This window comes from Methylosinus sp. LW3 (assembly GCF_000527115.1).
Classification (GTDB): domain Bacteria; phylum Pseudomonadota; class Alphaproteobacteria; order Rhizobiales; family Beijerinckiaceae; genus Methylosinus.
The window spans coordinates 487,672-511,318 of record NZ_AZUO01000001.1 but is presented as its reverse complement, the minus strand read 5'-3'; the positions used below and the strand labels follow the sequence as shown (position 1 = coordinate 511,318).

Here is a 23,647-nt window from a genome sequence, read left to right as displayed (position 1 = left end):
CTGGCGCGCATGAAATTCCAGCGGCTCCGACTTCTCGGCTTCAAGAGCTTCTGCGAGGCCACAGATTTTCTGATCGAGCCGGGCCTGACCGGCGTCGTCGGGCCGAATGGCTGTGGCAAGTCCAATCTCGTCGAGGCCCTGCGCTGGGTCATGGGCGAAAGCTCCTACAAAAACATGCGCGGCTCGGGGATGGATGACGTCATCTTCTCCGGCGGCGGCTCGCGCCCGGCCCGCAATGTCGCGGAAGTCGGCCTCGTGCTGGACAATAGCTCCCGCACCGCCCCGGCCGCTTTCAACGACGCCGAGACTTTGGAAGTCACCCGCCGCATCGAGCGCGAGGCGGGCTCTACCTATAGGATCAATGGCCGCGAGGTGCGCGCCAAGGATGTGCAGCTGCTGTTCGCCGACGCCGCCACCGGCGCGCGCTCGCCGGCGCTGGTGCGCCAGGGGCAGATCGGCGAGATCATCTCGGCCAAGCCGCAGGCGCGCCGCCGCATTTTGGAGGACGCCGCCGGCGTCGCCGGCCTCCACTCCCGCCGTCACGAGGCCGAGCTGCGCCTGACCGCGGCCGCCGATAATCTCACCCGCCTCGAGGATGTGTTGAAACAGGTCGACGGCCAGACAGAGAGCCTGCGCCGCCAGGCGCGGCAGGCGCAGCGCTATCGCGCCGTGGCGGCGGAAATCCGCAAGAATGAGGCGCTCGCCGCCTATATCGCGCATCGGCAGGCAAGCGAGCAGCTGAAGCTCGCCGAGCGCAAGCTGGAAGAGGATTTAAAGCTCGTCGAGGAGCGCACGTTGCAGCAGGCCGAGGCCGCGCGACTGCAGGCGATCGCCGCCTTCGAGCTGCCGAAGCTCCGCGACAAGGAGGCCGAGGCCGGCGCGGCGCTACATCGGCTGATCATGGCCCGCGACGCGCTGGACGGCGAAGAGAAGCGCGCCAAGGAGCGCATCGCCGAGCTGACCCGCCACGCGGAGCAATTCGCCCGCGACGTCGAGCGCGAGCGCGCGCTGATCGACGACGCCGCCGAGGTGACGCAGCGGCTCGAGGACGAACGCGGCGAGCTCGCCGAGCAGGACGCCATCGGCGCCGAGCGCGAAGCGGAAGCGCGGGAGCGTCTCGCCGAGATAGAGGAGGCGCTGGCCCGCACCGAGGCCGAACTCTCCGAGGCGCAGCAATCGCTGGCCGGCGTCAACGCCCAGCGCGGAGCGCTGGAGGCGGCGCTGCGCGAGGAGACGCAGCGCGTCTCGCGTTTCGAGGCCGAGCTGACCCGCGTCGAGACGGAATTCGCGCTGATCGCCGGCCAGGGCGGCGCGGCGGAGGAGGTGGAGCGCCTCGCCGAATCGCTCGAAATGGCGAGCGAGCAGGCGCGCGAAGCCGACGAGACCGCTCTGATGGCCGAAGAGGCGGCGATCGAGGCGCGCGAGGCGGAGAGCCTATCGCGCCAGCCGCTGGCCGAGGCCGAGAAGCGCGCCGGACGTCTCGAGACCGAGGCGCGCACGCTGGAAAAGCTGCTCGAATCGGGCGGCGGCGATCTCTGGGCGCCGATCGTGGAGAGCGTCAGCGTCGAGAAGGGCTATGAGACCGCGCTCGGCGCCGCGCTCGGCGACGATCTCGACGCCTCCATCGAGACCTCCGCCCCGGCCCATTGGGCGCTCACCTCCGGCGCCGGCGATCCCTCGCTGCCGCCGGGCGTGCGCACGCTCGCCGAGATGGTGCAGGCTCCGCCGGCGCTGGCGCGGCGCCTCGCGCAGATCGGCGTCGTGCTGCGCAGCGAGGGCGCAGCATTGCGCTCCATGCTGAAGCCTGGCCAGCGCCTCGTCTCCAAGGAAGGCGACCTCTGGCGCTGGGACGGATTCACCCAGGCCGCCGAGGCGCCGACGCCGGCCGCCCGCCGTTTGGCCGAGAAGAATCGCCTCGCCGATCTGCGCCTCGAGGCCGCAGCCGCCCGCGAGGCCGCCGACGCGCTCGCCGACGAGGCGCAGACGGCGCAGGAGCAGGCGCGCGCTGCCGCCCTTGCCGAGAGCGCCGCCCGCGAGGGTCAGCGCCGCGCCCGCGCCGCGCTGGAAGAAGCGCGCGAGCGCCATGTCGTGGCGGAGCGCCGCCTGGGCCAGATCGCGCAGCGCCTGTCGGCGCTCGAGGAGGCCAAGGCGCAAATCCTCGCCAATCGCGACGAGGCGGCGATGAAGCGCGAGGGCGCCGCGCGTGCGCTGGACGCGCTGGACGAGCCAGCCTCGCTCGCCGGCGCGGTGGAGCATGTGCGTTCCCGCGCCGCCGCCGAGCGCGCTCAGGCCGGCGAGGCGCGCGCCGCGCTCACCTCGCTGCGCCATCAGGCCGAGACGCGCGCCGCGCGCAAATCGGCGATCCTGCGCGAGAACGCCTCCTGGATGGAGCGGCGCGACCGCGCGCAGGACCGCATATCGGAATTGGAGCGCCGCCTCGAGGATTCGCGTGACGAGCAGGAGCGGCTGATCGATTCGCCGGAGACCTTCCTGCTCCAGCGCCGCAATCTTCTCTCGGCGATCGAGGAGGCCGAGGCCGCCCGCCGCGCCGCCGCCGATGCGCGCACGACCGGCGAGACGGCGCAGGCGGAATCCGATCGCGCCGCCCGCATGGCGCTGGAGGCGATGAGCGCCGCGCGCGAGGAGAAAGCCCGCAGCGAGGCGCAGCTCGAGGCCGCGCGCCGCCGCTCGGCCGATGTGGAGCACGCCATCGCCATGGAATTGGAGAGCGAGGAGCATTCGCTCGCCGAGCTCGCCGGCGTCACCGGAGAGGAGACGCAGCTGCCCGCCATTCCCGACATAGAGCGCAAGCTGGAAGGGCTGAAGGCGGATCGCGAAAGATTGGGCGCGGTGAACCTGCGCGCCGAGGAGGAGCTCGGCGAGATCGAGACGCAGCGCGACAAGATGATGGCCGAGCGCGAAGACCTCGCCGAGGCGATCAAGAAATTGCGCGGCGCCATCGCCAGCCTCAACAAGGAAGGCCGCGAGCGCCTGCTCGTCGCCTTCGAGCAGGTGAACGCGCATTTCAAGGAGCTGTTCAGCCTGCTGTTCGGCGGCGGCACGGCGGAATTGCAGCTCATCGAGAGCGACGATCCGCTGGAGGCCGGCCTCGACATTCTCGCCCGCCCGCCGGGCAAGAAGCCGCAGACGATGACGCTGCTCTCCGGCGGCGAGCAGGCGCTGACCGCAATGTCGCTGATCTTCGCGGTCTTCCTCACCAATCCGTCGCCGATCTGCGTGCTCGACGAGGTGGACGCGCCGCTCGACGATTACAATGTCGAGCGCTTCTGCGCTCTGCTCGAGGATATGCGCAAGAAGACCGACACGCGCTTCGTCGCCATCACGCATAATCCCATCACAATGGCGCGCATGGATCGCCTGTTCGGCGTGACGCAGGCCGAGCGGGGCATATCGCAGCTCGTCTCCGTCGATCTCGAGCAGGCCGAGAGATACGCGCAGGCGGTCTGAGGCCGCGCCGTCGCGCTCACGGAATGAACGACTGTTTTCGTCGCATCATTCCGCCGCCTCCTCGCGCGCCGTCTCGACGAGGCGCTTCAAATCGGAGAGGCCCTGCTCGAATGCGCCGCCGACCATCTTCTCCGGCTTCATGACGAGGCTGAACAGCTTGCCGAGGAAGGGCTGGCGGCCCTTCATGTCCCAGGTGACGAGCGAGCCGCCATCCTGCGGCGCAATGGTGAATTCGACACGATTGCTGCATCTCATAGGCCGATCCATGCGCAAGGCGACGACCACTTTCGACGGCGCGACGGATTCGACGATCTCGACGCGTCCGGCGCCGACTTTCGCATCGCCCTCGAAATCGCAGGCCGCGCCGACGCCGCGCTCCGGGCCGGCATAGGAGAGCTTCACGCTCTTGTCCTTCACGAAAGGACTCCATTCATTGGTGGCGCGCGGATCGTCGACGAGCGGGAAAACGCGCTCCGGCGGCGCGGCGACGAAGATGGAGCGCGCAATGTGGCAGACGTCCGGCTGGCGCGCCGCCAGCACGAGAATGACGGCGATGATGAGGGCGACGCCAGCGCCGATAATTTCCAACATGTCCAACCTCGTGAAGGGGCGGAGCGGCGCCCGCTTCCACGCGGGCGCCGCGCGCCGTCATTGCGGCACGACCACCATCCAGGGAACGCCGAAGCGATCGGTGAGTATGCCGAAAGCGGGTGAGAAGAAGGTCTTGGTCAAGCGCATCTGCGTCTCGCCGCCATCGGCGAGCGCCGCGAAGACGCGTTCGGCCTCCTCGAGGGTCTTGGCGCCGTAGGAGAGCGAGAAGCCTTTGAAGCCGCCGCTCTCGGCGCCGTCGCCATCCGAGCCGAAGACGACGGCGTCGCCGATCTGCAGCGCCATATGCATCACCTTGGCGTTCCAGCCCGGCGGCATCATGTCCGCCGGCGGCGCCAGAGGCGAATCCTTGTAGCGCATCAGCATCTGAACCTGCGCCCCGAGCGCTTTCTCATAAAAGGCCGCGGCTTCCTCGGCGCGGCCGTCGAAGATGAGATAGGGTTGAATTGTCATCGCATGTCTCCCCGCGAGCGCCGCGGAAGGGCGCTCGTTTCGTGGGGGAGATCATGTCCGCGCGAGGCGTTTCGTCAACAGGCGCGAATCGTCCAGCGCTCTCGTCGCCGTTATTTTGGGACGACTATCATCCACAGCACGCCGAAGCGATCGACCGCCATGCCGAAGCTCGTCGCGAAAAAGGTCTCGCCCAAGGGCATGCGCGCTTCGCCGCCGTCGAGGAGCGCGGCATAGAAGCCTTCTGCCTGCGCTGCGTTCTTCGCCTCGAGCGAGACGGCGAAGCCCTCGAAGTGAGCGGCGTCTGTGCCGCAGCCATCCGATAGGAAAATTTCCGAATCGCCGATCCGAAGGCAGGAATGCATGATCTTCGCGCCCCAATCGGGCGCGAGCGCTCCGGGCGGCGGCGGCTCGGGACTCTCGTCGAAGCGCAGCAGGAAATTCACCTCGGCGCCGAGCGCCTTTTGGTAGAAGGCGATGGCTTCATCGGCGCGGCCGGAGAAGAAGAGATAAGGCTTCATCGTCATCGAATGCTCCTTTGCTTTTAAAAGATTGTGGAGGCGGGTCAGCCCTGGACGAGATAGCTCTCCAGCTCATCGAATGTTCCGGCCCAGCCATTGCTCAGCGCCTCGAGCGCGCCGGCGAAGGTCGCGATCTCTTCGGCGCTCGCCTCGAAGGGCCGCGCGACGAGCGTCAGCGCGCCGGCGCCGTCCTTTTCGGTGAAAACATAAGTCGTCTCGACCTTCAGCGGCCAAGTCTCGCTCAGCGGATGCCGTGTGAGCCCGCGATTCGCGTCGGAGAAGGAGGCGATGAGCGTGATGCGCGTCGGCGCCTCGATCTCGCGATATTCGAAGAGCCCCCACATGGGGCCGCCGTCCGGCGCCCGCAGGCCATAGTGATAGGAGCCGCCCGGACGGAAATCCATTTCCGAGGCGATGACCGGAACGCCCTTCGGCCCGAACCATTGCGCCATTCGCTCGGGCTCGGTGAGGGCCTTCCACAGAAGGTCGCGCGGAACAGCGAAGCGGCGCGACGTGGAGAAGACAGGATCGGCCGATTCCTCGACGAAATCGCCGAGGCGATCGAGATTTTCGGCGAGGCCGATCGCGACGCCATATTCACGCTCGGCGCGATCGCGCTCGACGAGCGTCGGGAAGCGCATCCGCCAGTCGATGCGCGTCTTCTCGCCTTCTTGCGAGAAGGAGATGGTCGTCTCCTTTCTCACAGGATCCGCGTCGTCGTCGCCCGGATGGACATAGGCGATGCGCTCGGGCCGCTGTATCTCGCGAAAGACGATCTTGTTCTCGTAATCGCGCCCGTCCGGGCCGTGCATGACGAAGCGCCAGACGCCGCCCGGCGCGAATTCGAAAGCGTGCGTCGTGAGCGAAAAACCCTTCGGCCCGAACCAGCGCGCCAGTCGATCGGGCGCGGCGAAAGCGTCGAAAACAAGCGCGCGCGGCGCATCGAAGAGGCGCGTCCCGGAAATCTCCGGAACGTCCGAAGGGACTGAAATGCGAGCATCGTCGGACATGACGCCTCCTCAATGATCGCTTGTCGCCAGCTCGCGCGCATGCGCGGCGAGAAGATCGAATGCGCCGGTCCAGCCATGGCCGTGCGAGGCGGCGGATTCCGCCGTGGCGAGGCCGCTCTGCACGAAGATCATCTCGGTCTTGCCGCCCTGCTCCGTGAGCTCCACCTCGATCGTCGTCAGCGCTTTCGGCTCGAGATGATTGCGCTCCCATTCATGCGTCATCACGAGCCGCGCGGGCGCCTCGATCTCGAGATATTCGCCATGATGGATGAACTCCTCGCCCTCCGGCGAGCGCATTCCGGCGCGCCATTTGCCGCCGATGCGCAGATCATTCTCGACAAACAGCACGTTGAATGTCGCGGGGCAGAGCCAGCGCATCATATGCTGCGGCTCCGTCCAGCATTTGAAAACGAGCGCGCGCGGCGCCTCGAATGTGCGCAGCAGAATGAGCCGATGCGGCGCATCCGCTTCGCCGGTCTGGCGCGCGAGGCCCTCGAGAATTCCAGCCCAGCCGGCGCGGATGGCGAAGGATTTGGCGAGCGCTTCCGTCGTCATATGATGCGTCAGCGTCAACAGGCTGCCGGCGCCGTCCGGGCGAATGTCGATCTCGATCCGCGTGGATGGGCCTTCGCGCTGCAATCCCAGAGTGAAGACGAGACGGCTCGGGCGTTCGATCTCGATATATTCGCCGAAATGCGTCGCGAGACTCTCGCCGCGCTGCTCATGGATGGCGAAGCCGCCGCCGATGCGCACGTCGATCTCGACATGAGCGGATTGTCCCGAGGGCGTGCGGAACAGCCAGCTTTCGACGGCTTTGGGATCGAGCCATGCGTCGAAGAGGACCGCCGGCGGCGCGGAGAAACGCCGCGTGATCGTGAGCGGCGGGATGGCGTCGTCAATTCTTTGGAGCATCGGGGTCGCCCTTCTGCAATTCGGCGAGATAGGCGTCGAGCCGATCGAAGCTCTCCTCCCAGAAACGCCGATAGGACTCGAGCCAATCGGAAACTTCGCGCAGCCGCGCCGCGTCCAGCTTGCAGGGACGCGATTGCGCGGCGCGGCCGCGGGTGATGAGGCCAGCCTGCTCGAGCACCTTCAAATGCTTCGAGACCGCAGGCTGGCTGATGGAAAATGGCGCTGCGAGCTCGCCGACCGAAGCTTCGCCCTGTGCGAGCCGGGCGAGGATCGCGCGGCGCGTCGGGTCCGCGAGTGCGGCGAAGGTGGCGCTGAGGGGGTCCGGCATCTATTACCTGTTAGATATTTAACTTATTAGTTATATAACTGACTCGGAAATAGAATGTCAAGCTTCCCGCTTCGAAAAGGCGCGGCTCCGTTTGGGATTTCACGGCGGCGGGCGCCGCATGGCGCGCGGCGCGCAGACGATCGATCGTCTCCTCGCTCAGCTCTTGCGAAGGATCTTGTCGAGCGCCTTCCCGCGCGCCAGCTCGTCGATCAATTTGTCCAAATATCTTATTTCCCGCATGATCGGCTCCGCGATCTCCTCGACTCGAACGCCGCAGACGACGCCCTTGATGGAGGCGCGCAATGGATTGAGCTTTGGAGCGAGCGCAAAAAATGTCTCGAAGTCGGTCTGCTCGTCCAACCGAGACTGAAGCCCCGCTCGATCATAGCCGGTCAGCCAAGAGATGATCTGATCGACCTCCTCCTTCGTGCGTCCCTTCTTCTCGGCTTTTGCGACATAGAGAGGATAGACGCTCGCAAAGCTCGTCGTATAAATTCGGTGTTTCGTCATGGGTTTGGTCTCCGAAAATCATCGACGGCGCGCGTCGCGACGGCCATTCGACGCCCGCCCCGAGCCTTGCCTCTGAATTTGCCCTCGCCTATAAGCCGCAGCAGCGCGTCGGCATCCGACACCCCTGGAGGCGAAAGGCGCGCTTTCTCTTTGAAAAAAGGACACCGAAATGGCCGAGATCAAGAAGCTCGCGGCCACGGTGCGCAGCGGGACAGGCAAGGGGGCCGCCCGCAGCGTTCGCCGTGAGGGCCGTATACCAGGAGTCATCTATGGCGGCGGCGAGGCGCCGACGCCGCTGTCGCTCGACAAGAAAGAGCTGACCAAGCTCATCTACGCCGGGCATTTCCTCACGACGATCTTCGAGCTCGACATCGACGGCAAGCCCGAGCGCGTCATTCCGCGCGACTATCAGCTCGATGTCGTCAAGGACTTCCCGCTGCATGTCGACTTCCTGCGGCTGAAGGCCGGCTCGCGCCTGCGCGTCGACGTGCCGGTGCATTTCATCAATCATGAAGCGGCGCCCGGCATCAAGCGCGGCGGCTCGCTCAACATCGTCTTCCATGCGATCGAGATGTGGGTGCCGGCGGACAATATTCCGGACGCCATCACCGGCGATCTCACCGGCCTCGACTTCAACGATTCGCTGCAGATCTCGGCTTTCACCCTGCCGGCGAACTGCAAGCCGACCAATCCCGACAAGAACTTCACGGTGGCGTCGATCGCGCCGCCGGTCGTCTCGGCCGAGGAGATCGCGGCCGCTGCGGCCGCCGCCGCGGCTCCGGCCAAGGGCAAGGGCGGCAAGGCGGCCCCGGCGGCCAAGGCCGCTCCGGCCGCCAAGGCTCCCGAGAAAAAGAAATAAAGGAGACGGGCGATCGGCGCTGGCCGCCGATCGCCCTCCTTCGGCTCGGAGCCCATAGGCCATGCTGCTCTTCGTCGGCCTCGGCAATCCCGGCCGCGAATATGCCGGGAACAGGCACAATATCGGCTTCATGGCGGTCGAGAAGATCGCCGACGCCCATGGCTTCTCTGCGTCGCGCGCGCGCTTCCAGGGCCTCGTCCGCGAGGGGACGATCGCCGGCGAGCGCGTGCTCGCGCTGCTGCCGCAGACCTATATGAACGAATCCGGTCGCTCGGTCGGCGAGGCGCTGCGCTTTCACAAGATCGCGCTGTCGGATGTCGTCGTCTTTCATGACGAGCTCGATCTCGCCCCCGCCAAATGCCGCGTGAAGATCGGCGGCGGCGCGGCCGGACACAATGGCCTGCGCTCCATCGGGGCCCATATCGGGCAGGATTTCAAGCGCATGCGGCTCGGCATCGGCCATCCGGGCGACAAGGCGCGCGTGCATTCGTACGTTTTGGGCGATTTCGCCAAGAGCGAGGAGCCCTGGGTGAAGGCGCTCTGCGGCGCGCTGGCCGACAATGCCGCGCTGATCGTCAAGGGCGACGACGCCGGCCTGCAGAACAAGATTCATCTCGCCATGGACGCCGCCGGCTTCGCCGCGCCCAAGCGCGTGGGCGAGGCGTGATCGCGCGCGCGGCCTTCGCCCTCACGCTGCTCTGCGCGAGCATGGCCCACGCTGCAGAGGAAAAGCCGGCCCAGGCCTATGGCGAGGATCATCCCGCCTGCCTCGAATGGACCGACGGCTGCCTCGTCTGCGCCCGCCTCGAGGATGGCTCGGCCGGCTGCTCCATGGTGGGCGCGGCTTGCCTGCCGGCCGCCGTCTCCTGCCTGAAGAGCAAATGAAGCCCGGGCTCGGCGGCTGAATTTCAGGTGAACGCCGCATTCAAAACGGGTTCAGCGCGAGCACGGCATGATGCGCAAGTCGATCGGGGAAATGTCCCCGTCCAAGGAGACAGCCATCATGAAGACCAACGCCATTCTCGCCATCGCCCTTTTCGCTTCCGCTCCGGCTTTCGCCCAGACCGCGACCGTCCCCGGCGCGAAGCCCCCGGCCGGCCCCGCCGCCGCCGCGACCACCGCGACTGCGCCGGTCAAGCAGGTCGTCGCCGTCTCCGCGCCGCTCGACATCAATTCCGCGACGGTGGAGCAGCTCTCCGGCGTGAAGGGCCTCACCCACACTCTGGCCGAGGCGATCGTGAAGGGCCGGCCCTATAAGGCCACGGACGAGCTGGTGAAGAACCGCATTCTCACCGATGCGCTGTTCGCCCAGGTCAAGGACGGACTGACCGTCAAGGATGGCCAGGCCGTCAAGCACAACTGATCCGCACAACTGATCCGAGGGCCGGCCGCTCCTCCCCGTAGGCCGCTCGCGAAACGCCCGTCGATCCTCGGCGGGCGTTTTCGCGCGTTTTAAAAAAACAATACGTAAATTCAATTTGTTACAGCGCTCGCGCGGATGCGGCGCGTCCGCATGCGCTCAATCTGCGCGAGAAAGTCGGGGAGATCGGCGCCGCTTTGCCCCGCAGCCCCTTTCCGCATCGGCCCTTAATGCGTATATTGTGAGCTGCCGACCTTCGGGACGGCTATGGCGATAAACGAACTCCGTAATAAACCTATCGGACCCGGGGGCGGTACCCGGCGCCTCCACCAGAGGCCGTCACGCGAGACATGCATGTTTGGCGCGGCGGCTTGTGGCGGGGGCGAAATAGGATCGACGAGGGCGTAAAGGGTGCTTTTTCGCTCGGCATGATACCGCCGTTATCGGGTCAAACCTTATAGTTGCCAACGACAACTATGCTCCGGTGGCCGTCGCTGCGTAATGCAGTGAAGGTACTGGGATTCAAGCCCTAGGGGGTAGCACTTCTAGGCGGGGCTCGGAGGCGCCTGGCAACAGAAGCCTCCACTTTCGTCCCGGCGGGGCAGAGCGAACAGGGGTTCTCGGCGAGCGTCATGTCCACCGACCTCATCAGATACGATCTTCTCGTCCAGGACGCGCTTCGCGGCGTCATGCGCAAGGTTCTCGCCGATGCATCGGCCGCGGGCCGGTTGCCGGGCGACCATCATTTCACCATCAGCTTTCGCACCAAGGCGCCGGGGGTCCGAATCTCCAAGCGCCTCGCGGAGCAATGGCCGCAGGAGATGACCATCATCCTGCAGCATCAATATTCCAATCTCATCGTCGATGAGCGCGGCTTCTCGGTGGGCCTGTCCTTCCGCAGCATTCCCGAGCAGCTCTATGTGCCCTTCGAGGCGGTGACGGTCTTCTCCGACCCGTCTGTCGATTTCGGCCTCAAATGGGAGGTCGACGAGCTCGCCCCCGCCCGCGAGGAGGAGGAGCCGGCCCGTTTCCCGACGCGGCCGCAGCCCGCCGCCGGCGAGACGACGCCCGTCCGGCCCGGCCCGCGCCCCGCCCGCAGCGAGAAGCGCCCGGATTCCGCGCCGCCCGCAACTGAGGAGAGCGTCGGCGAGGCCGCCAAGATCGTCTCCATCGACGCCTTCCGCAAGAAGACCTGATCGCTATGGGCGAGATCGTCAATCTGCGACGCGCCCGCAAGGTCAGGGACAAGCGCTCCAAGGAGACGGAAGCGGAAGCCAATCGCATAGCGCATGGCCGCACGAAAGCCGAGCGAGAGCTCGGTGAAGCGACGGCCCGCCTCGAGACGGAAAAGCTCGACGCGCATCGGCTAGAGGCGCCGCAATCCGAGCCGGAGTGACAAAAGCGAGCCTGAAGGCTCGCGATCCAATGTGCGGCCTGGACCGCGAGCCTTCAGGCTCGCTCCTTCAGGCGAACAGCCATTGCTTGAGCGAGAAGCCCGAGCTCAGCGCTTTCCGATAATTCTCATAGAGCGCCAAATGACCGGTCGCGGGCTTGGGCAGCTCGCTCTTCTTCAGCTTGCGGAAGAAGGGGCCGAGAATATCCTCGAAATTCTGCGTGGTGTAGCGCCCGCCATAACGGTCCGAGACGCGCTCGGCGACATTGGCGAAGAGCAGGATCAGCGCCTTGAACAGCGCCGGATTGGCGATATTCGCCTCGGCGCCATGATAGCGCAGCCCGTTGAGGCAGGCGCGCAGATAGGCGTTGAGCACCTGATAGACATCCTCCGCCGAGGCGTCGACGAAAGCGCCATCGATGGATTTCAGCGCGGCGTTGAAGGTCACGCGCGAGATCTTGCCTTTGCGCCGCTCTGAGGGGCTCAGCAGGCCGGAGAGCACGCTCTTCTCGTCATTAGAGAAGAGGTCGAAGACATTGTGCAGCAGCGCCTCGGCCTCGGTCTCCGATTCGGAGAGACGGCGAATGTCCAGCAGCAGCTCCGGCGGCACCGGACGCTGCTTGGTGTTGATATCCATGAACAGCTGACATTCCTGCGATCGCGTCAGCCTATTGTAGACGACGACCGGCACTTTCACGCTCTTGGCCGCCAGATTGAAGCCATAGACGCGATGCTGCCCGTCGATGATGAGGAAGGAGCGCGGGTCCTTGCGGAAGGTCAGCTCGCCGCTCTTGCGGTCGAATTGCAGTTGCGCGCGCGGCTGCGCGGAGAGAATGATCGCGCTCGGCACGCTGCCGAAGCCGCTGTCGATATAATCGGCGATCTCGCGCGCGCGTTTTTTGTCGAGCAGGCGCTGAAAGCCGTCGATCGGATTGTCGAGCCGCGCCTCCACCGTGCAAGTGGCGGCCAGCAGATCGCTCGGCAAAACCAGCGTGTAGAAACGATGCTTGCCCTGGGTGACGAGCAGCGCCGGCGCGGCGGCGAAGCCGGCGCCCGTCCGCCGCGGCGCATCCGACGTCTCGTCCGGCTCGCCGGGAAGCGCGGCTTCGAGCGCGGGCTCGACCTCGCTCGGCTCGGCATGATCGGAAGGCGGCGCGTCGATCGGATTTTCCATGTTCAGATCCTTCGGGAAAGCGCGCCGGAAGGGCCGGCGAATCGTCGCATTGAACCGAATCGAACACGTAACCGGCCGAATCCTAGCGGCGAGGCGGCAAAGAACAAGGCGAATCGCAATCGGGTCGACAAAAAAACCGGCCCCTTTCGGAGCCGGCTTGTTTTTCTTTCAGCTTTGCGCGCCGCTCAATATTTGGCGAGCACGGGCTGCAGCAGGCCGCCGCCGAAGCGATAGGTGACGCCCGCCGAGACGACGATCGGGTTGATCGGCAGCGACACTTTGACCGGAACGAAGATCGGGCCGAGCGCCGCCGCCCCCGGCACGAAAGCGACGGCCGTCGCGTGAACCATCGGATGAATGCCGATATATTTGACGTCGACGTTCACGCCCCAATGCTCGTTGAACATATAGTCGAAGCCGGCTTGGCCGACCACGCCCCAAGAGGGAGCGACAGTCGCCCATTGGAAGGTGGCGAGCGCTCCGGGCAGGCCGAGACCGGCCAGCGTCGAGCCCGCCGCGAAGGGGATGCCCCAGACATCGTTGTTGACGCGCGTGCCCCAGAAGGCCGTGAAATTCGCGCCGACGCCGAGATAGGGCTGGAACTGGCCGAAATTGGTGAAGTGATACTGCGCCATCAGGGACGGCGGGAACACCCAGGAGCGCGCGAAGTCGCTGGCGATGGTGCCCGTGCCCTGAATGTGATGCGGCGCGACGCAGCAGATCGCCTCGATCGCCCAGTTCTTGGTCAGGTAATAGGCGACGTCGAGCATGGGAACGATCGACGTCGAGGTGTTGGTGCTGGCGCCGGAGATCACGCCATTCGCGCCGGTGAGGCCCGAGAGGCGGCCGATGGAGCCGAGCGCCGGATGGGCGATGCCCTGATCATAGACAGTGCCATGGCCGTCCAGCGGAATGACGCTGCCGACCTTCAGGCGAACCTGGAAGGGCTGATAGCTGTCGACGAAGGCCGGCGGCGGCGGCTCCTTGAGCGACGAAAGGCCGTCGGCGCGCGAGACGAGGCCGGGCGCGAAGGGGTCGAAGTGCCAGTTGAGGCCGACGCGGACATTGTGGAAACGGGTCGGCGAATTCTGCGTCGCGGCGAAGACAGGCGTCGTCGCGCCGAGGATCGCCGCCGTGCCGCCGTTTAGAGAGACGGAATTGGCGTTGGTCGAGCCGAGATCGACATAGAGATATTCCGCCTTGACCGACCAATTCGGGATGGGCGACCATTCGACGCCGCCGCCCGCCGTCCAGCCGGTGCGCGTGTCGTCGGAATAGCCATGGCCGACTGCGGCTCCGGCGAAACCGGCGCCCACGGCGGCGAAATTATCCGCGAAGCCGACATTGTGGATCACCTGGCCATAGGCGAAGCCGCCCGTGCCATAGATCATCAGATTGGGAATGGACGGAAGCACGAAGCCGACGCGGCCGCGTACAGTGCCGAACCAGTCGACGCCCTTGGTCGAATCGGCGCTCTGCAGATGCGCGCCATTGCCGTCGAAGACGCCGACCGCCGATTTCGCCTTGCTCTCCACGTCTGTGGCCTGAATATCGGCCTCGAGGCCGAGAACTAGCCAGGGGTTGACCTGATGATTATAGCCGACCTGTCCGCCGCCGATGACGCCGTGCAAATCCTGCGAGGCGCCCCAGGCGGAGCCCAGCGGCGTGACCGGCGCGAGCGAGCCCGCCGAAATATAGCCGAGACCACCCGTCTCCCGGCTGGAATCGCCGAAGCCATAGCCGATGTTGATGCCGCCGTAGAGGCCGGTCCAGCTGAAAGCCGGGGGAGGAGGCGGCAACGGCGCGCTCTTCATCGAAGGAAGATCGGCCGCCTGAACCGTAGCGCTCGCTGCGGTCAACACGGATGCGGCGAGCGCGCCGCGCAAAACACTTCTCATCAGGCTCCCCCGTCGATTGATCTTAGGACGGCGCGCAAGGCGGCCGTCCGAGTCGGCGCTCAAATTGCTCCGATTTTCGACAGGAGGACTTGATCTAGATCAAGGACTGCCTCGTCTCACAATTCTTTCTCTACAGCTGTGACTCTTTGGCAACAGCTCGCGACAGTTGCCATTGCGCGGCGATCCTATTAATCGGGGGGCGAACCGCCGGATTCTGCGGCCTTTCTGGGGCGAAACGGCAGAATAGCGGGAGATTCGTCGGCGCCGCCCGCTCGGAAAGCTCGGTCGCGGCTGCGACAATTCGACTTACCCGAAACACGAGCCGAAGTCCGCGGCGAGGCCGCGTCCGGCGGGGGAGACACAATGCTCGAAGCGGCCTTGGCGCATGGGCTGAAGACAGAGGAATATGAGCGCATCGTCGCGCTGATCGGCCGCGCGCCGAGCCTCACCGAGCTCGGAATATTCTCGGCCATGTGGAACGAGCATTGTTCCTACAAGTCTTCGCGCATTCATCTGCGCAAGCTGCCCACCAAAGCGCCCTGGGTCATCAAAGGGCCGGGCGAGAACGCCGGCGTCATCGACATTGGCGGGGGCGACGCCTGCGTGTTCAAGATGGAGAGCCATAACCACCCGTCCTTCATCGAGCCTTATCAAGGCGCGGCGACGGGCGTGGGCGGCATTCTGCGCGATGTCTTCACAATGGGCGCGCGGCCGATCGCCTGTTTGAATCTCCTGCGCTTCGGCAAGCCGGCGCATCCAAAGACGCGGCGGCTGGTCGCCGGAGTGGTCGCCGGCGTCGGCGGCTATGGCAATTCCTTCGGCGTGCCGACGGTCGGCGGCTCGACCGAATTCGACGAATCCTATGACGGCAATATTCTCGTCAACGCCATGGCGGTCGGCCTCGCCCGCACGGATTCGATTTTCTATTCGGCGGCGGCCGGCGTCGGCAATCCGATCGTCTATCTCGGCTCCAAGACCGGCCGCGACGGCATTCACGGCGCCAGCATGGCCTCCGCCTCCTTCGAGGCCGACGCCGAGGAGAAACGTCCGACCGTGCAGGTCGGCGACCCCTTCTCGGAAAAGCTTCTGCTCGAAGCCTGTCTCGAGCTGATGGCCTCGGGCGCCGTCATCGCGATCCAGGACATGGGCGCGGCCGGCCTCACTTCTTCAGCCGTGGAAATGGGCGCCAAGGGCAATCTCGGCATAGAACTCGATCTCGACGCCCTGCCCTGCCGCGAAGAAGGCATGACCGCCTATGAGATGATACTCTCGGAGAGCCAGGAGCGCATGCTCATGGTGCTGAAGCCCGAGCAGGAGAAAGAGGCCGAGGCCATTTTCGTGAAATGGGGCCTCGATTTCGCGATCATCGGCAAGACCACCGATAATCTGCGTTTCGTGGTCAAGCATAAGGGCGTCGTCGAGGCCGATCTGCCGATCAAGGAACTGGGCGACGAGGCTCCGCTCTACGACCGCCCCCATGTCCCGACGCCAAAGCCGCCGGTTCTCGATGCGGCTTCGATCGCGCCGCTCGGCTCCAATGCGCGCGCGCTGCTCGCCCTGCTGGCGACGCCGGACCTCTGCTCCAAGCGCTGGGTGTGGGAGCAATATGACCATCTGATCCTCGGCAATACGGTGCGCGCGCCGGGCGGCGACGCCGCCGTCGTGCGCATCCGCGAGGGGCGCAAAGGCTTGGTGCTGACCACCGACGTGACGGCGCGCTATTGCGCGGCCGATCCGGCGGAGGGCGGCCGCCAAGCTGTCGCGGAGGCCTGGCGCAATATTTCGGCGCGCGGCGGCCAGCCTTTGGCGCTCACCGACAATCTCAATTTCGGCAATCCCGAAAAGCCCGAGATCATGGGCCAGTTCGTCGGCTGCCTGCAAGGCATTGGCGAGGCGGCGCGGGCGCTCGACTTCCCGATCGTCTCCGGCAATGTCTCGCTCTACAATGAGACGCAGGGTACGGGCATTCTGCCGACCCCGGCGATCGGCGGCGTCGGCGTGATATCGGATGTCGCGCTCGCCTCCACCATCGCTTTGCCCGAGGGCGGCAAGACTATTCTGCTCATCGGCGAGACGACAGGCTGGCTCGGCCAGTCGCTCTATCTGCGCGATCTCGCCGGCCGCCGCGACGGCGCGCCGCCGCCGGTCGATCTCGAGGCCGAGAAGCGCAATGGCGATTTCGTGCGCGCGCTCGTGCTCGAGCAGCGGGCGCTCGCCGTCCATGATCTCTCGGACGGCGGCCTCGCCGTGGCGCTCGCCGAAATGGCGATCGCCGGCGGCGTCGGCGCGACCATAGACCGCCTGCCGGAAGGCCCGGCCCATGCGGTCCTCTTCGGCGAGGATCAGGCGCGCTATCTGGTCGTGGCCGAGCCGGCGGAAGCGGCGGCGATCGAGGCCGATGCGAAGGCCGCGGGCGTGTCGGTTCTCGCTCTCGGCGCGACAGGCGGAAACGAGTTGCATCTGCCCGGCGAGGCGCCGATATTGCTATGCGACGTGCAACATGCGCAGCAGGCGCCGTTGCCGGCCTATATGGCCGGGGACGACAGCGTCTTCGCTCTAGGCTTTTAGGAGGTCGATGCGCAATGGCGATGGAAAGAAGTGAAATCGAGCGTCTCATCAAGGCGGCCATACCGGACGCCGTGATCGAGATCACCGCGCTCGCCGACGACGGCGATCATTGGGCCGCCTCGGTGAAGTCGGAGACCTTTCGCGGCAAGAGCCGCGTGCAGCAGCATCAGATGGTCAACAAGGCTTTCGGCGAGCGCCTCGGCGGCGAGCTGCATGCTCTGGCGCTGACCACGATCGCTCTCTAAAATCGTTTCTACGCCCGGCGGCGCTCGCCGGGCCGCCTGCAACGGAACCTTGAATTCCGCTAGACGAGGTAATCCCAATGTCCGAATCCACCACTACCGCGATCAAGAACGAGATCGACAGCGCCGATGTCGTGCTGTTCATGAAGGGCACGCCCGCCGCGCCGCAGTGCGGCTTCTCCATGCAGGTCTGCCAGATTCTCGGCCATGTCGGCGTTCCCTTCAAGAGCGTCAATGTGCTGGCCGATCCCTTCATTCGCGACGGCATCAAAGCCTATTCGCAATGGCCGACGATTCCCCAGCTCTATGTGAAGGGCGAGTTCATCGGCGGCTGCGACATCACCCGCGAGATGTTCCAGTCCGGCGAGCTGACCGCGCTCTTCGATAAGGAAGGCATTCCGCACGGGCAGACGGCCAAGGCGTAAGAAACCGGCGCCAGCCATTCTATCCGCCGGTCCGCTCTGTTTTTGCACGGCGGCCGCTCGCCGCGGACGCGTAATTGCGTCCGCGGCTCGATTCGCTGGATTTCATTTGCACCGTGAGGGCCGGCTTCCGGCCCACGAGATTTGCTGTCGATGCGGCAAAGCGTGCGCTCGCACCACACCTACGGACTCTCTCCGATAGCCAGCCCTGCCCGCGGTATGGAATATCCTGCGCACGCCAGATCGCGCCGCGCAGTTTTTCGCCGATCGGCGCATGTTTGCTGGATCGGAGCCGATGATGGATATCTCCTATTGCGTTCACGCTGAGAAAGCGATCGACGATTTCACAGCGCAGGATGGAACGATCCGGTTCTACAATTTCGTGAAGGCCATCATGTTGCGCGAAAAAGTCGAAAATGTCCTCGACTTCGGCGCTGGGCGCGGCGCGTTCTGGTCGGACACGCAATCCGCCTACCGTCGCCACCTTCGGGACTTGCGCACGACGGGCGCACGAGTCACGGCGGCCGACATAGACGAAGCTGTCTTGAGCCATCCTTGCTCGCATGAGCAGGCGCTGCTCGTACCCGACGCGCCATTGCCCTTCCCGGATGGAGCTTTCGATCTCATCGTGTCTGATACGACTTTCGAGCACCTCGAACATCCCGAGGTCGTCGCCAAGGAGCTCTTGAGAGTTCTAAAGCCGGAAGGCTATATCTGCGCGCGGACGCCGAACCGGTGGGGCTACGTCAGGCTGGCGAGCAATCTTCTACCGAACAGATTCCACGTCGGGGTGCTGAAGTCGGTTCAGCCCGGCCGCGATGCGTCGGATATTTTCCCGACATTCTACCGATTGAACAGCCCACAACAAGCAAAGCGGGTCTTTCGCGGGAAGCCGGTCTATCACTACTACGACAGCGGCGAGCCCTCCTATTATTTTGGAAGTCCCTGGCTCTATCGAGCCTTCAACCTGCTCCACAGAATTCTTCCGGCCCCGCTCTCGACCTCGGTCTGCCTGTTCATCCGCCAGCAGTGACGCAGCCGCCGCTGATCGTCACCCGCCGATTGTCACGCCCTTCATGCGGGCGAAAGTGATCGCCAGCAAGGCTACATGCTGCGCATTAACGATGGCCCCGCCGAGCGCGAGATCGAGCGCCTCGCGCCAGGGGACGCGCTCGACGCGAATATCCTCGCCGCTGTCGAGATTCAGAGGCGCCACCTCTTTCGCGCCCTCGCCATAGAGGACATGAATCCAATTGGCGTGGCTCGCCGGATTGGGCGAAAGACGCGCCAAATGTCGCAATAATGGCGCGGCGTGTCCGGTTTCTTCCAGCAGCTCGCGCGCGCCTGTGGCGACGGGATCGCTCTCATGGGCGTCCATTCTGCCGCCCGGCAGCTCCAGCGACGCCACGCCGGCGCCATGGCGATATTGGCGCACCATGAGCAGACGGTCCTCCTCGTCCAGCGCGACGACATGGACCCAATCGGAATATTCCAGCACGTAATAGGGATCGAGCGAGACGCCGCGCTGCGTCACGCAATGATCCGCGCGCAGCGTGAGCCAAGAATCCTGCACGAGCGTCTGCGAGGAGCGGACCTCCCAGGGCCGCAATATGTCGTCGGTCAAAGCGCCATCCTCAGGGAGTCGGCCGCGAGGAGATCTCCGCCGTGCGCGTCACCAGAGAGCGGCCCTCTTCCGAATCCCAATTGGCCGGCCCCTGCATCAGGCCGATTCGGCAGCCGGAGCCGTCGATCAAAAAGGTCGTCGGCAGGCCCAGCGCCTGACCGCTCTGGCGCAGCTGGAAGAAGATTTCCGCTTTGGGATCGGCGTAATAGGCGAGATTCTTCGCGCCGATCTCGCCGAGGAAGGCCTTGGGCCGTTCGAGCCTGGAGGTGTCGACATTGATCGTCACCACCTCGAACTTGTCCGAGCCGGCCGCCGCCTGCAGACGGTCCAGCGCGGCCATTTCGCCGCGGCAGGGCACGCACCATGTGGCCCAGAGGTTGAGCAGCACGGTCTTGCCCTTAAAGTCCTCGAGCTTGCGCGGCTGGCCGTCCGGCCCGGTAAAGGTCACTTCCGGCATGAGCTCGGGCTCATTGGCGATGGCCATGGCCGCGACCTCGCCCTTGGCGAGCGCCGACACGCGCTGCGAGGTGTCGCGGGAGGCGGCGCAGGCCTGACTCACCGCGCTCGTCTTGCCGCTAGAGCCGCCGTTCACGTATAGAACGCCGGCGATGGCGGCGACGACGAGAGTCGCGCCCGCGATTTTCGGCAGATTGCCTCGGCTGGAGCTTTCCATCTGGTCGGTCATCGATCCTGTTCCGCGAGGAGTTATGACGAGCAAAATATGGGGCGGCCGCTTTCAAAGCGCAACCGACGCGATTTTGGAGGCGATCAACGTCTCCATCGATTTCGATAAGCGCCTCGGTCCACAGGACGTGAGAGGCTCGCTCGCGCATGTCGCCATGCTGGCCGAAACCGGCATAGTCGCGCCCGAGGACGCCGCCGCCATCACGCGTGGTCTAGAACAAATCCGCGGCGAAATCGAGGAGGGGCGCTTCACCTTCTCGCGCGCGCTCGAGGACATTCATATGAATGTCGAGTCCCGCCTCGCCGAGCTCATCGGCCCGGCGGCCGGGCGACTGCATACGGCGCGCTCGCGCAACGACCAGGTGGCGACCGACTTCCGCCTCTATGTGCGCGATGCGATCGACGACATAGACGCGCAATTGGCCGATCTCCAGCTCGCCCTCGCCGAGAAGGCGCTGGAGGAGGCGGGCAGCGTGATGCCCGGCTTCACCCATCTGCAATCGGCCCAGCCCGTCACTTTCGGGCATCATTTGCTCGCCTATGTCGAAATGCTCGCGCGCGATCGCGGGCGCTTTGCCGACGCCCGCGCGCGGCTGAACGAATCGCCGCTCGGCGCGGCGGCGCTGGCCGGCACGTCTTTCCCCATCGATCGCGAGAAGACGGCCAAGGCGCTCGGCTTCGCGCGGCCGACAGCGAATTCGCTGGACAGCGTCTCCGATCGCGATTTCGTGCTGGAGACGCTTTCCGCAATGGCGATCTCGGCGACGCATCTTTCGCGTTTCGCGGAGGAGATCGTGTTGTGGACGACCTCGCAATTCGCCTTTGTCGCGCTCTCCGACAAATTCACCACCGGCTCCTCCATCATGCCGCAGAAGCGCAATCCCGATGCGGCCGAGCTGGTGCGCGGCAAGACGGGACGAATCATCGGCGCGTTGCAGGCGATGCTGGTGGTGATGAAGGGCCTGCCGCTCGCCTATTCCAAGGATATGCAGGAGGATAAGGAAGGGACCTTCGACGCGCTCGACAATTTCGCGCTCTGCGTGGCGGCGATGGCCGGCATGATTCGCGACATGAGCGTCGATCGTCCGCGCATGCGCAAGGCGGCGGGCGCCGGCTACGCGACCGCCACCGATCTCGCCGATTGGCTGGTGCGCGCGCTGAATCTGCCGTTCCGCGAGGCGCATCATGTGACGGGGCGCATCGTCGGCATCGCCGCCGAGCGCAATCTCGGCCTCGAGAAGCTGCCGCTGGAGACGATGCAGGAGGTCGAGCCGCGCATCACCGAGGATGTGTTCAGCGTGCTCGGCGTCGAGAAATCGGTGAAGAGCCGCGTGAGCTATGGCGGCACGGCGCCGGAGAATGTGCGCAAGCAGGCGCGCCGCTGGCTGAAGCAATTGGCGAAGAAGTGAGAGTGAGCAGGGCGATCGGGTGAAGGGCCGCCACCCTCGCCCTCATGCTGAGGAGGCTCCGCAGGAGCCGTCTCGAAGCACGAGGGCGAGCTCCAGAAGGCGGCGCATGAAGGTTCCTCGTCCTTCGAGACGCCCGCTACGCGGGCTCCTCAGGATGAGGAAACCTTCACCCGATCACCCTGTGAGAGTGAGCGCGCGGTCTCGTCATCCGCGCGCTTTCGTCTATAGTGCCGGCCCGATCCGGCTCCGATGGATGAGACATATGGCTGATCTGCTCCGGCCGCGTTCGGCGGCGACGCTTCTGATTCTCGCGCTCGCGCTCTCCGGCTGCGGGCGGCGCGGCCCGCTCGACTATCCGCCCGAGGTCGCGGCGCGGCCCAAGGCCGTCGTCGTGCAGAAGACGACGCTGACGCCTGTCGGCGGCAAGACGCCGGTCGCCGAGGATGTGAAGGCGGTGGAATATATCCCCGGCACGCCGGGCTATCGGCCGCCCGAGCAATATCCTTTCATCCTCGATCCCCTGCTGGACTGAAACGAGCGACATGCATCACTTCGACTATCGCGCCGGCGCGCTGCACGCCGACGATGTTCCGTTGGCGAAAATCGCCGAGCAGGTCGGAACGCCCTTCTACTGCTATTCGGCGACGACGATCCGCCGGCATTTCCAGGTCTTCTCGGCGGCCTTCGCCGGGCTCGACGCTCTGGTCTGCTATGCGCTGAAGGCCAATTCCAATCAGGCCGTGCTGACGCTGCTCGCCGGCCTCGGCGCGGGGATGGACGTCGTCTCCGGCGGCGAGCTGAAGCGCGCCCGCGCCGCTGGCGTTCCCGCGAGCAAGATCACATTTTCTGGCGTCGGCAAGACGCAGGCCGAGATCGCGCTCGCCATCGACGAGGGCATTTTCTGCTTCAATGTGGAGTCGGAGCCCGAGCTCGCCGAGATTTCCCGCATCGCCTCCGCTAAGGCCAAGCGCGCGCATGTCTCGCTACGCGTCAATCCCGACGTCGACGCCAAGACCCACGCCAAAATTTCGACCGGCCTCGCCGAGAATAAATTCGGCGTGCCTTTGTCGCGCGCGCGCGAAATCTACGCCCATGCGGCGAAGCTGCCCGGCCTCGAGGTCACGGGCGTCGATATGCATATCGGCTCGCAGATCACCGATCTTTCGCCCTTCGACGAGGCTTTCTCTTTGCTCGCCGAGCTGGTCGCGGGGCTGCGCGCCGATGGGCACAAAATCTCCCATGTCGATCTCGGCGGCGGGCTCGGCATTCCCTATCACGAGGGCGAGGACCCGGCCTCTTATCACCCGGATCGCTACGCCGAAATCGTGCGCCGACATATCGCCGGGCTCGGGTGCAAATTGCTGTTCGAGCCGGGGCGGCTCATCGTCGGCAATTCGGGAATATTGGTCACGCGCGTGCTCTATGTGAAGCAGGGCGAGGCCAAATCATTCGTCATCGTCGACGCCGGCATGAATGATCTCGTCCGCCCGACGCTCTATGACGCCTGGCACGAGCTGATCCCGGTCGCGCAGGCTGCGCCGTCGCATCCGCGCATTATTGCCGATGTCGTCGGGCCGGTGTGCGAGACCGGCGATTACATCGCGCTCGGCCGCTCCATCCCGGAGCCGGCGCAGGGCGATCTCTTGGCCATTCTGACGGCCGGCGCCTATGGCGCGGTGCAGGCGGGCACCTACAACAGCCGCCCGCTCGTGCCGGAGGTTCTCGTCGACGGCGCCAAATGGGCCGTGGTGCGCGAGCGCCCGAGCGTCGAGCAGCTCATCGCGCTGGATTCTGTGCCGGAGTGGTTGCGGAAGTAAGGGGCCTCTGGCGGCAGATCAGCGCAGGAACTTCAGCGCCGCGAGAAGGAATCCGCCGAGCGCAAATTGCGTGACGACGAGCCAGCGGAGAATATCGACCTTGAGGTTGGCGGAGGAGGTCTCGATCTTGGCCTCGACCTCGCGAATATCCGATTTGGTGGCGAGAAGGCCGGCGTCGATCTCGCGAAACGCCTCGACGACGCCGATGGCCTGCTCTTCCGAGAAGCCTCTCTTGCGTAAAACCTGCACGATGGCGAGGGTGTCGATCGTCAGAGCGGTCATAGACGCTAAGATAGCATGTCGACGGCTCCGTTCAACTTTCCCGCGACGACATTCGACCTGACGATTCTTCTGGCCCCCTCCCTCACCCTCCCCGGCCTTGCGGGAGA

26 protein-coding genes and 1 other RNA gene are annotated in these 23,647 nt (G+C 65.4%); 15 read left to right on the top strand and 12 right to left on the bottom strand.

Annotated features, from left to right (window positions below):
* Window positions 1-9 precede the first annotated feature (9 nt).
* Window positions 10-3,468 (top strand): chromosome segregation protein SMC, encoded by a 3,459-nt coding sequence (gene smc / locus METLW3_RS0102505; protein WP_024878432.1) that lies wholly within the window; start codon window positions 10-12, stop codon window positions 3,466-3,468.
* 45 nt (window positions 3,469-3,513) lie between these two features.
* On the opposite strand, the gene METLW3_RS0102500 is transcribed toward smc, so the two are convergent.
* From METLW3_RS0102500 to METLW3_RS0102470, 7 genes are all read right to left on the bottom strand, one after another.
* The gene (locus tag METLW3_RS0102500; protein WP_024878431.1) at window positions 3,514-4,059 is read right to left on the bottom strand and encodes an SRPBCC family protein; all 546 of its coding nucleotides are present in this window, start codon (window positions 4,057-4,059) and stop codon (window positions 3,514-3,516) included.
* Between the two features lie 57 nt (window positions 4,060-4,116).
* On the bottom strand, window positions 4,117-4,530 hold the full coding sequence (locus METLW3_RS0102495) for a VOC family protein (RefSeq protein ID WP_024878430.1): 414 nt from the start codon (window positions 4,528-4,530) through the stop codon (window positions 4,117-4,119).
* 110 nt (window positions 4,531-4,640) lie between these two features.
* A complete protein-coding gene (locus METLW3_RS0102490) occupies window positions 4,641-5,054 on the bottom strand; it encodes a VOC family protein (RefSeq protein ID WP_024878429.1) in 414 nt (137 codons plus the stop codon).
* 38 nt (window positions 5,055-5,092) lie between these two features.
* On the bottom strand, window positions 5,093-6,058 hold the full coding sequence (locus tag METLW3_RS27305; protein ID WP_024878428.1) for an SRPBCC family protein: 966 nt from the start codon (window positions 6,056-6,058) through the stop codon (window positions 5,093-5,095).
* A gap of 9 nt (window positions 6,059-6,067) precedes the next feature.
* A complete protein-coding gene (locus METLW3_RS0102480; protein WP_024878427.1) occupies window positions 6,068-6,970 on the bottom strand; it encodes an SRPBCC domain-containing protein in 903 nt (300 codons plus the stop codon).
* Window positions 6,954-7,298, bottom strand: coding sequence for a metalloregulator ArsR/SmtB family transcription factor (locus tag METLW3_RS0102475; RefSeq protein ID WP_024878426.1), 345 nt, complete (start codon window positions 7,296-7,298; stop codon window positions 6,954-6,956). The genes METLW3_RS0102480 and METLW3_RS0102475 overlap by 17 nt, the downstream gene beginning before the upstream one ends.
* A gap of 156 nt (window positions 7,299-7,454) precedes the next feature.
* The gene (locus METLW3_RS0102470) at window positions 7,455-7,808 is read right to left on the bottom strand and encodes a DUF2200 domain-containing protein (RefSeq protein ID WP_024878425.1); all 354 of its coding nucleotides are present in this window, start codon (window positions 7,806-7,808) and stop codon (window positions 7,455-7,457) included.
* 169 nt (window positions 7,809-7,977) lie between these two features.
* Here METLW3_RS0102470 and METLW3_RS0102465 point away from each other — a divergent pair, with 169 nt between their 5' ends.
* From METLW3_RS0102465 to METLW3_RS0102440, 7 genes are all read left to right on the top strand, one after another.
* Window positions 7,978-8,667 (top strand): 50S ribosomal protein L25/general stress protein Ctc, encoded by a 690-nt coding sequence (locus METLW3_RS0102465; RefSeq protein ID WP_024878424.1) that lies wholly within the window; start codon window positions 7,978-7,980, stop codon window positions 8,665-8,667.
* Window positions 8,668-8,728: 61 nt separating this feature from the next.
* Window positions 8,729-9,334 carry an aminoacyl-tRNA hydrolase gene (gene pth / locus METLW3_RS25000; RefSeq protein WP_036308575.1) on the top strand — a complete coding sequence of 202 codons (606 nt, stop codon included), beginning with the start codon at window positions 8,729-8,731 and terminating at the stop codon, window positions 9,332-9,334.
* Window positions 9,331-9,552, top strand: coding sequence for a hypothetical protein (locus METLW3_RS0102455; protein ID WP_024878423.1), 222 nt, complete (start codon window positions 9,331-9,333; stop codon window positions 9,550-9,552). Before pth ends, METLW3_RS0102455 begins: the two co-directional genes overlap by 4 nt.
* A 118-nt stretch (window positions 9,553-9,670) precedes the next feature.
* Window positions 9,671-10,030: a helix-hairpin-helix domain-containing protein gene (locus METLW3_RS0102450; RefSeq protein ID WP_024878422.1), complete on the top strand. Its 360-nt coding sequence runs from the start codon at window positions 9,671-9,673 to the stop codon at window positions 10,028-10,030.
* 205 nt (window positions 10,031-10,235) lie between these two features.
* Window positions 10,236-10,614: a transfer-messenger RNA gene (ssrA, locus tag METLW3_RS27300) on the top strand.
* Between the two features lie 45 nt (window positions 10,615-10,659).
* Window positions 10,660-11,223, top strand: a complete 564-nt coding sequence (locus METLW3_RS0102445) for a ClpXP protease specificity-enhancing factor SspB (protein ID WP_024878421.1) — start codon at window positions 10,660-10,662, stop codon at window positions 11,221-11,223.
* 5 nt (window positions 11,224-11,228) lie between these two features.
* A complete protein-coding gene (locus tag METLW3_RS0102440) occupies window positions 11,229-11,423 on the top strand; it encodes a DUF4169 family protein (RefSeq protein ID WP_024878420.1) in 195 nt (64 codons plus the stop codon).
* Between the two features lie 67 nt (window positions 11,424-11,490).
* On the opposite strand, the gene METLW3_RS0102435 is transcribed toward METLW3_RS0102440, so the two are convergent.
* Both METLW3_RS0102435 and METLW3_RS0102430 read right to left on the bottom strand, forming a co-directional pair.
* Window positions 11,491-12,594, bottom strand: coding sequence for a DGQHR domain-containing protein (locus METLW3_RS0102435; protein ID WP_024878419.1), 1,104 nt, complete (start codon window positions 12,592-12,594; stop codon window positions 11,491-11,493).
* Window positions 12,595-12,779: 185 nt separating this feature from the next.
* Window positions 12,780-14,492 carry an OmpW family outer membrane protein gene (locus METLW3_RS0102430; RefSeq protein ID WP_024878418.1) on the bottom strand — a complete coding sequence of 571 codons (1,713 nt, stop codon included), beginning with the start codon at window positions 14,490-14,492 and terminating at the stop codon, window positions 12,780-12,782.
* Window positions 14,493-14,855: 363 nt separating this feature from the next.
* Between METLW3_RS0102430 and purL the strand changes: the two genes are divergently transcribed.
* The 4 genes from purL (at window position 14,856) to METLW3_RS0102410 (ending at window position 18,757) form a co-directional block, all read left to right on the top strand.
* Window positions 14,856-17,060: a phosphoribosylformylglycinamidine synthase subunit PurL gene (gene purL / locus METLW3_RS0102425; RefSeq protein WP_024878417.1), complete on the top strand. Its 2,205-nt coding sequence runs from the start codon at window positions 14,856-14,858 to the stop codon at window positions 17,058-17,060.
* A gap of 14 nt (window positions 17,061-17,074) precedes the next feature.
* The gene (locus tag METLW3_RS0102420; RefSeq protein WP_024878416.1) at window positions 17,075-17,305 is read left to right on the top strand and encodes a BolA/IbaG family iron-sulfur metabolism protein; all 231 of its coding nucleotides are present in this window, start codon (window positions 17,075-17,077) and stop codon (window positions 17,303-17,305) included.
* Between the two features lie 77 nt (window positions 17,306-17,382).
* Complete coding sequence (grxD, locus tag METLW3_RS0102415; protein WP_024878415.1) at window positions 17,383-17,727, top strand: Grx4 family monothiol glutaredoxin; 345 nt, start codon at window positions 17,383-17,385, stop codon at window positions 17,725-17,727.
* Window positions 17,728-17,998: 271 nt separating this feature from the next.
* A complete protein-coding gene (locus METLW3_RS0102410) occupies window positions 17,999-18,757 on the top strand; it encodes a class I SAM-dependent methyltransferase (protein WP_083967469.1) in 759 nt (252 codons plus the stop codon).
* Between the two features lie 18 nt (window positions 18,758-18,775).
* Here the strand turns inward: METLW3_RS0102410 and METLW3_RS0102405 are convergent, their stop codons facing one another.
* Together METLW3_RS0102405 and METLW3_RS0102400 are read right to left on the bottom strand one after the other, a co-directional pair.
* Window positions 18,776-19,348: an NUDIX hydrolase gene (locus tag METLW3_RS0102405; protein WP_024878413.1), complete on the bottom strand. Its 573-nt coding sequence runs from the start codon at window positions 19,346-19,348 to the stop codon at window positions 18,776-18,778.
* Between the two features lie 10 nt (window positions 19,349-19,358).
* Entirely contained in the window at window positions 19,359-20,033 is a 675-nt protein-coding gene (locus METLW3_RS0102400; RefSeq protein ID WP_024878412.1) for a TlpA family protein disulfide reductase, read from the bottom strand.
* Window positions 20,034-20,055: 22 nt separating this feature from the next.
* Here METLW3_RS0102400 and argH point away from each other — a divergent pair, with 22 nt between their 5' ends.
* The 3 genes from argH to lysA all read left to right on the top strand — a co-directional run bounded on the left by argH (window position 20,056) and on the right by lysA (window position 23,258).
* Window positions 20,056-21,441 carry an argininosuccinate lyase gene (gene argH, locus METLW3_RS0102395; RefSeq protein ID WP_024878411.1) on the top strand — a complete coding sequence of 462 codons (1,386 nt, stop codon included), beginning with the start codon at window positions 20,056-20,058 and terminating at the stop codon, window positions 21,439-21,441.
* Between the two features lie 262 nt (window positions 21,442-21,703).
* On the top strand, window positions 21,704-21,973 hold the full coding sequence (locus tag METLW3_RS0102390) for a lipoprotein (protein ID WP_024878410.1): 270 nt from the start codon (window positions 21,704-21,706) through the stop codon (window positions 21,971-21,973).
* Between the two features lie 10 nt (window positions 21,974-21,983).
* Window positions 21,984-23,258 carry a diaminopimelate decarboxylase gene (lysA, locus tag METLW3_RS0102385; RefSeq protein ID WP_024878409.1) on the top strand — a complete coding sequence of 425 codons (1,275 nt, stop codon included), beginning with the start codon at window positions 21,984-21,986 and terminating at the stop codon, window positions 23,256-23,258.
* Between the two features lie 18 nt (window positions 23,259-23,276).
* Here lysA and METLW3_RS0102380 read toward each other — a convergent pair whose 3' ends face one another.
* Window positions 23,277-23,540: a hypothetical protein gene (locus tag METLW3_RS0102380; protein WP_024878408.1), complete on the bottom strand. Its 264-nt coding sequence runs from the start codon at window positions 23,538-23,540 to the stop codon at window positions 23,277-23,279.
* Window positions 23,541-23,647 lie beyond the last annotated feature (107 nt).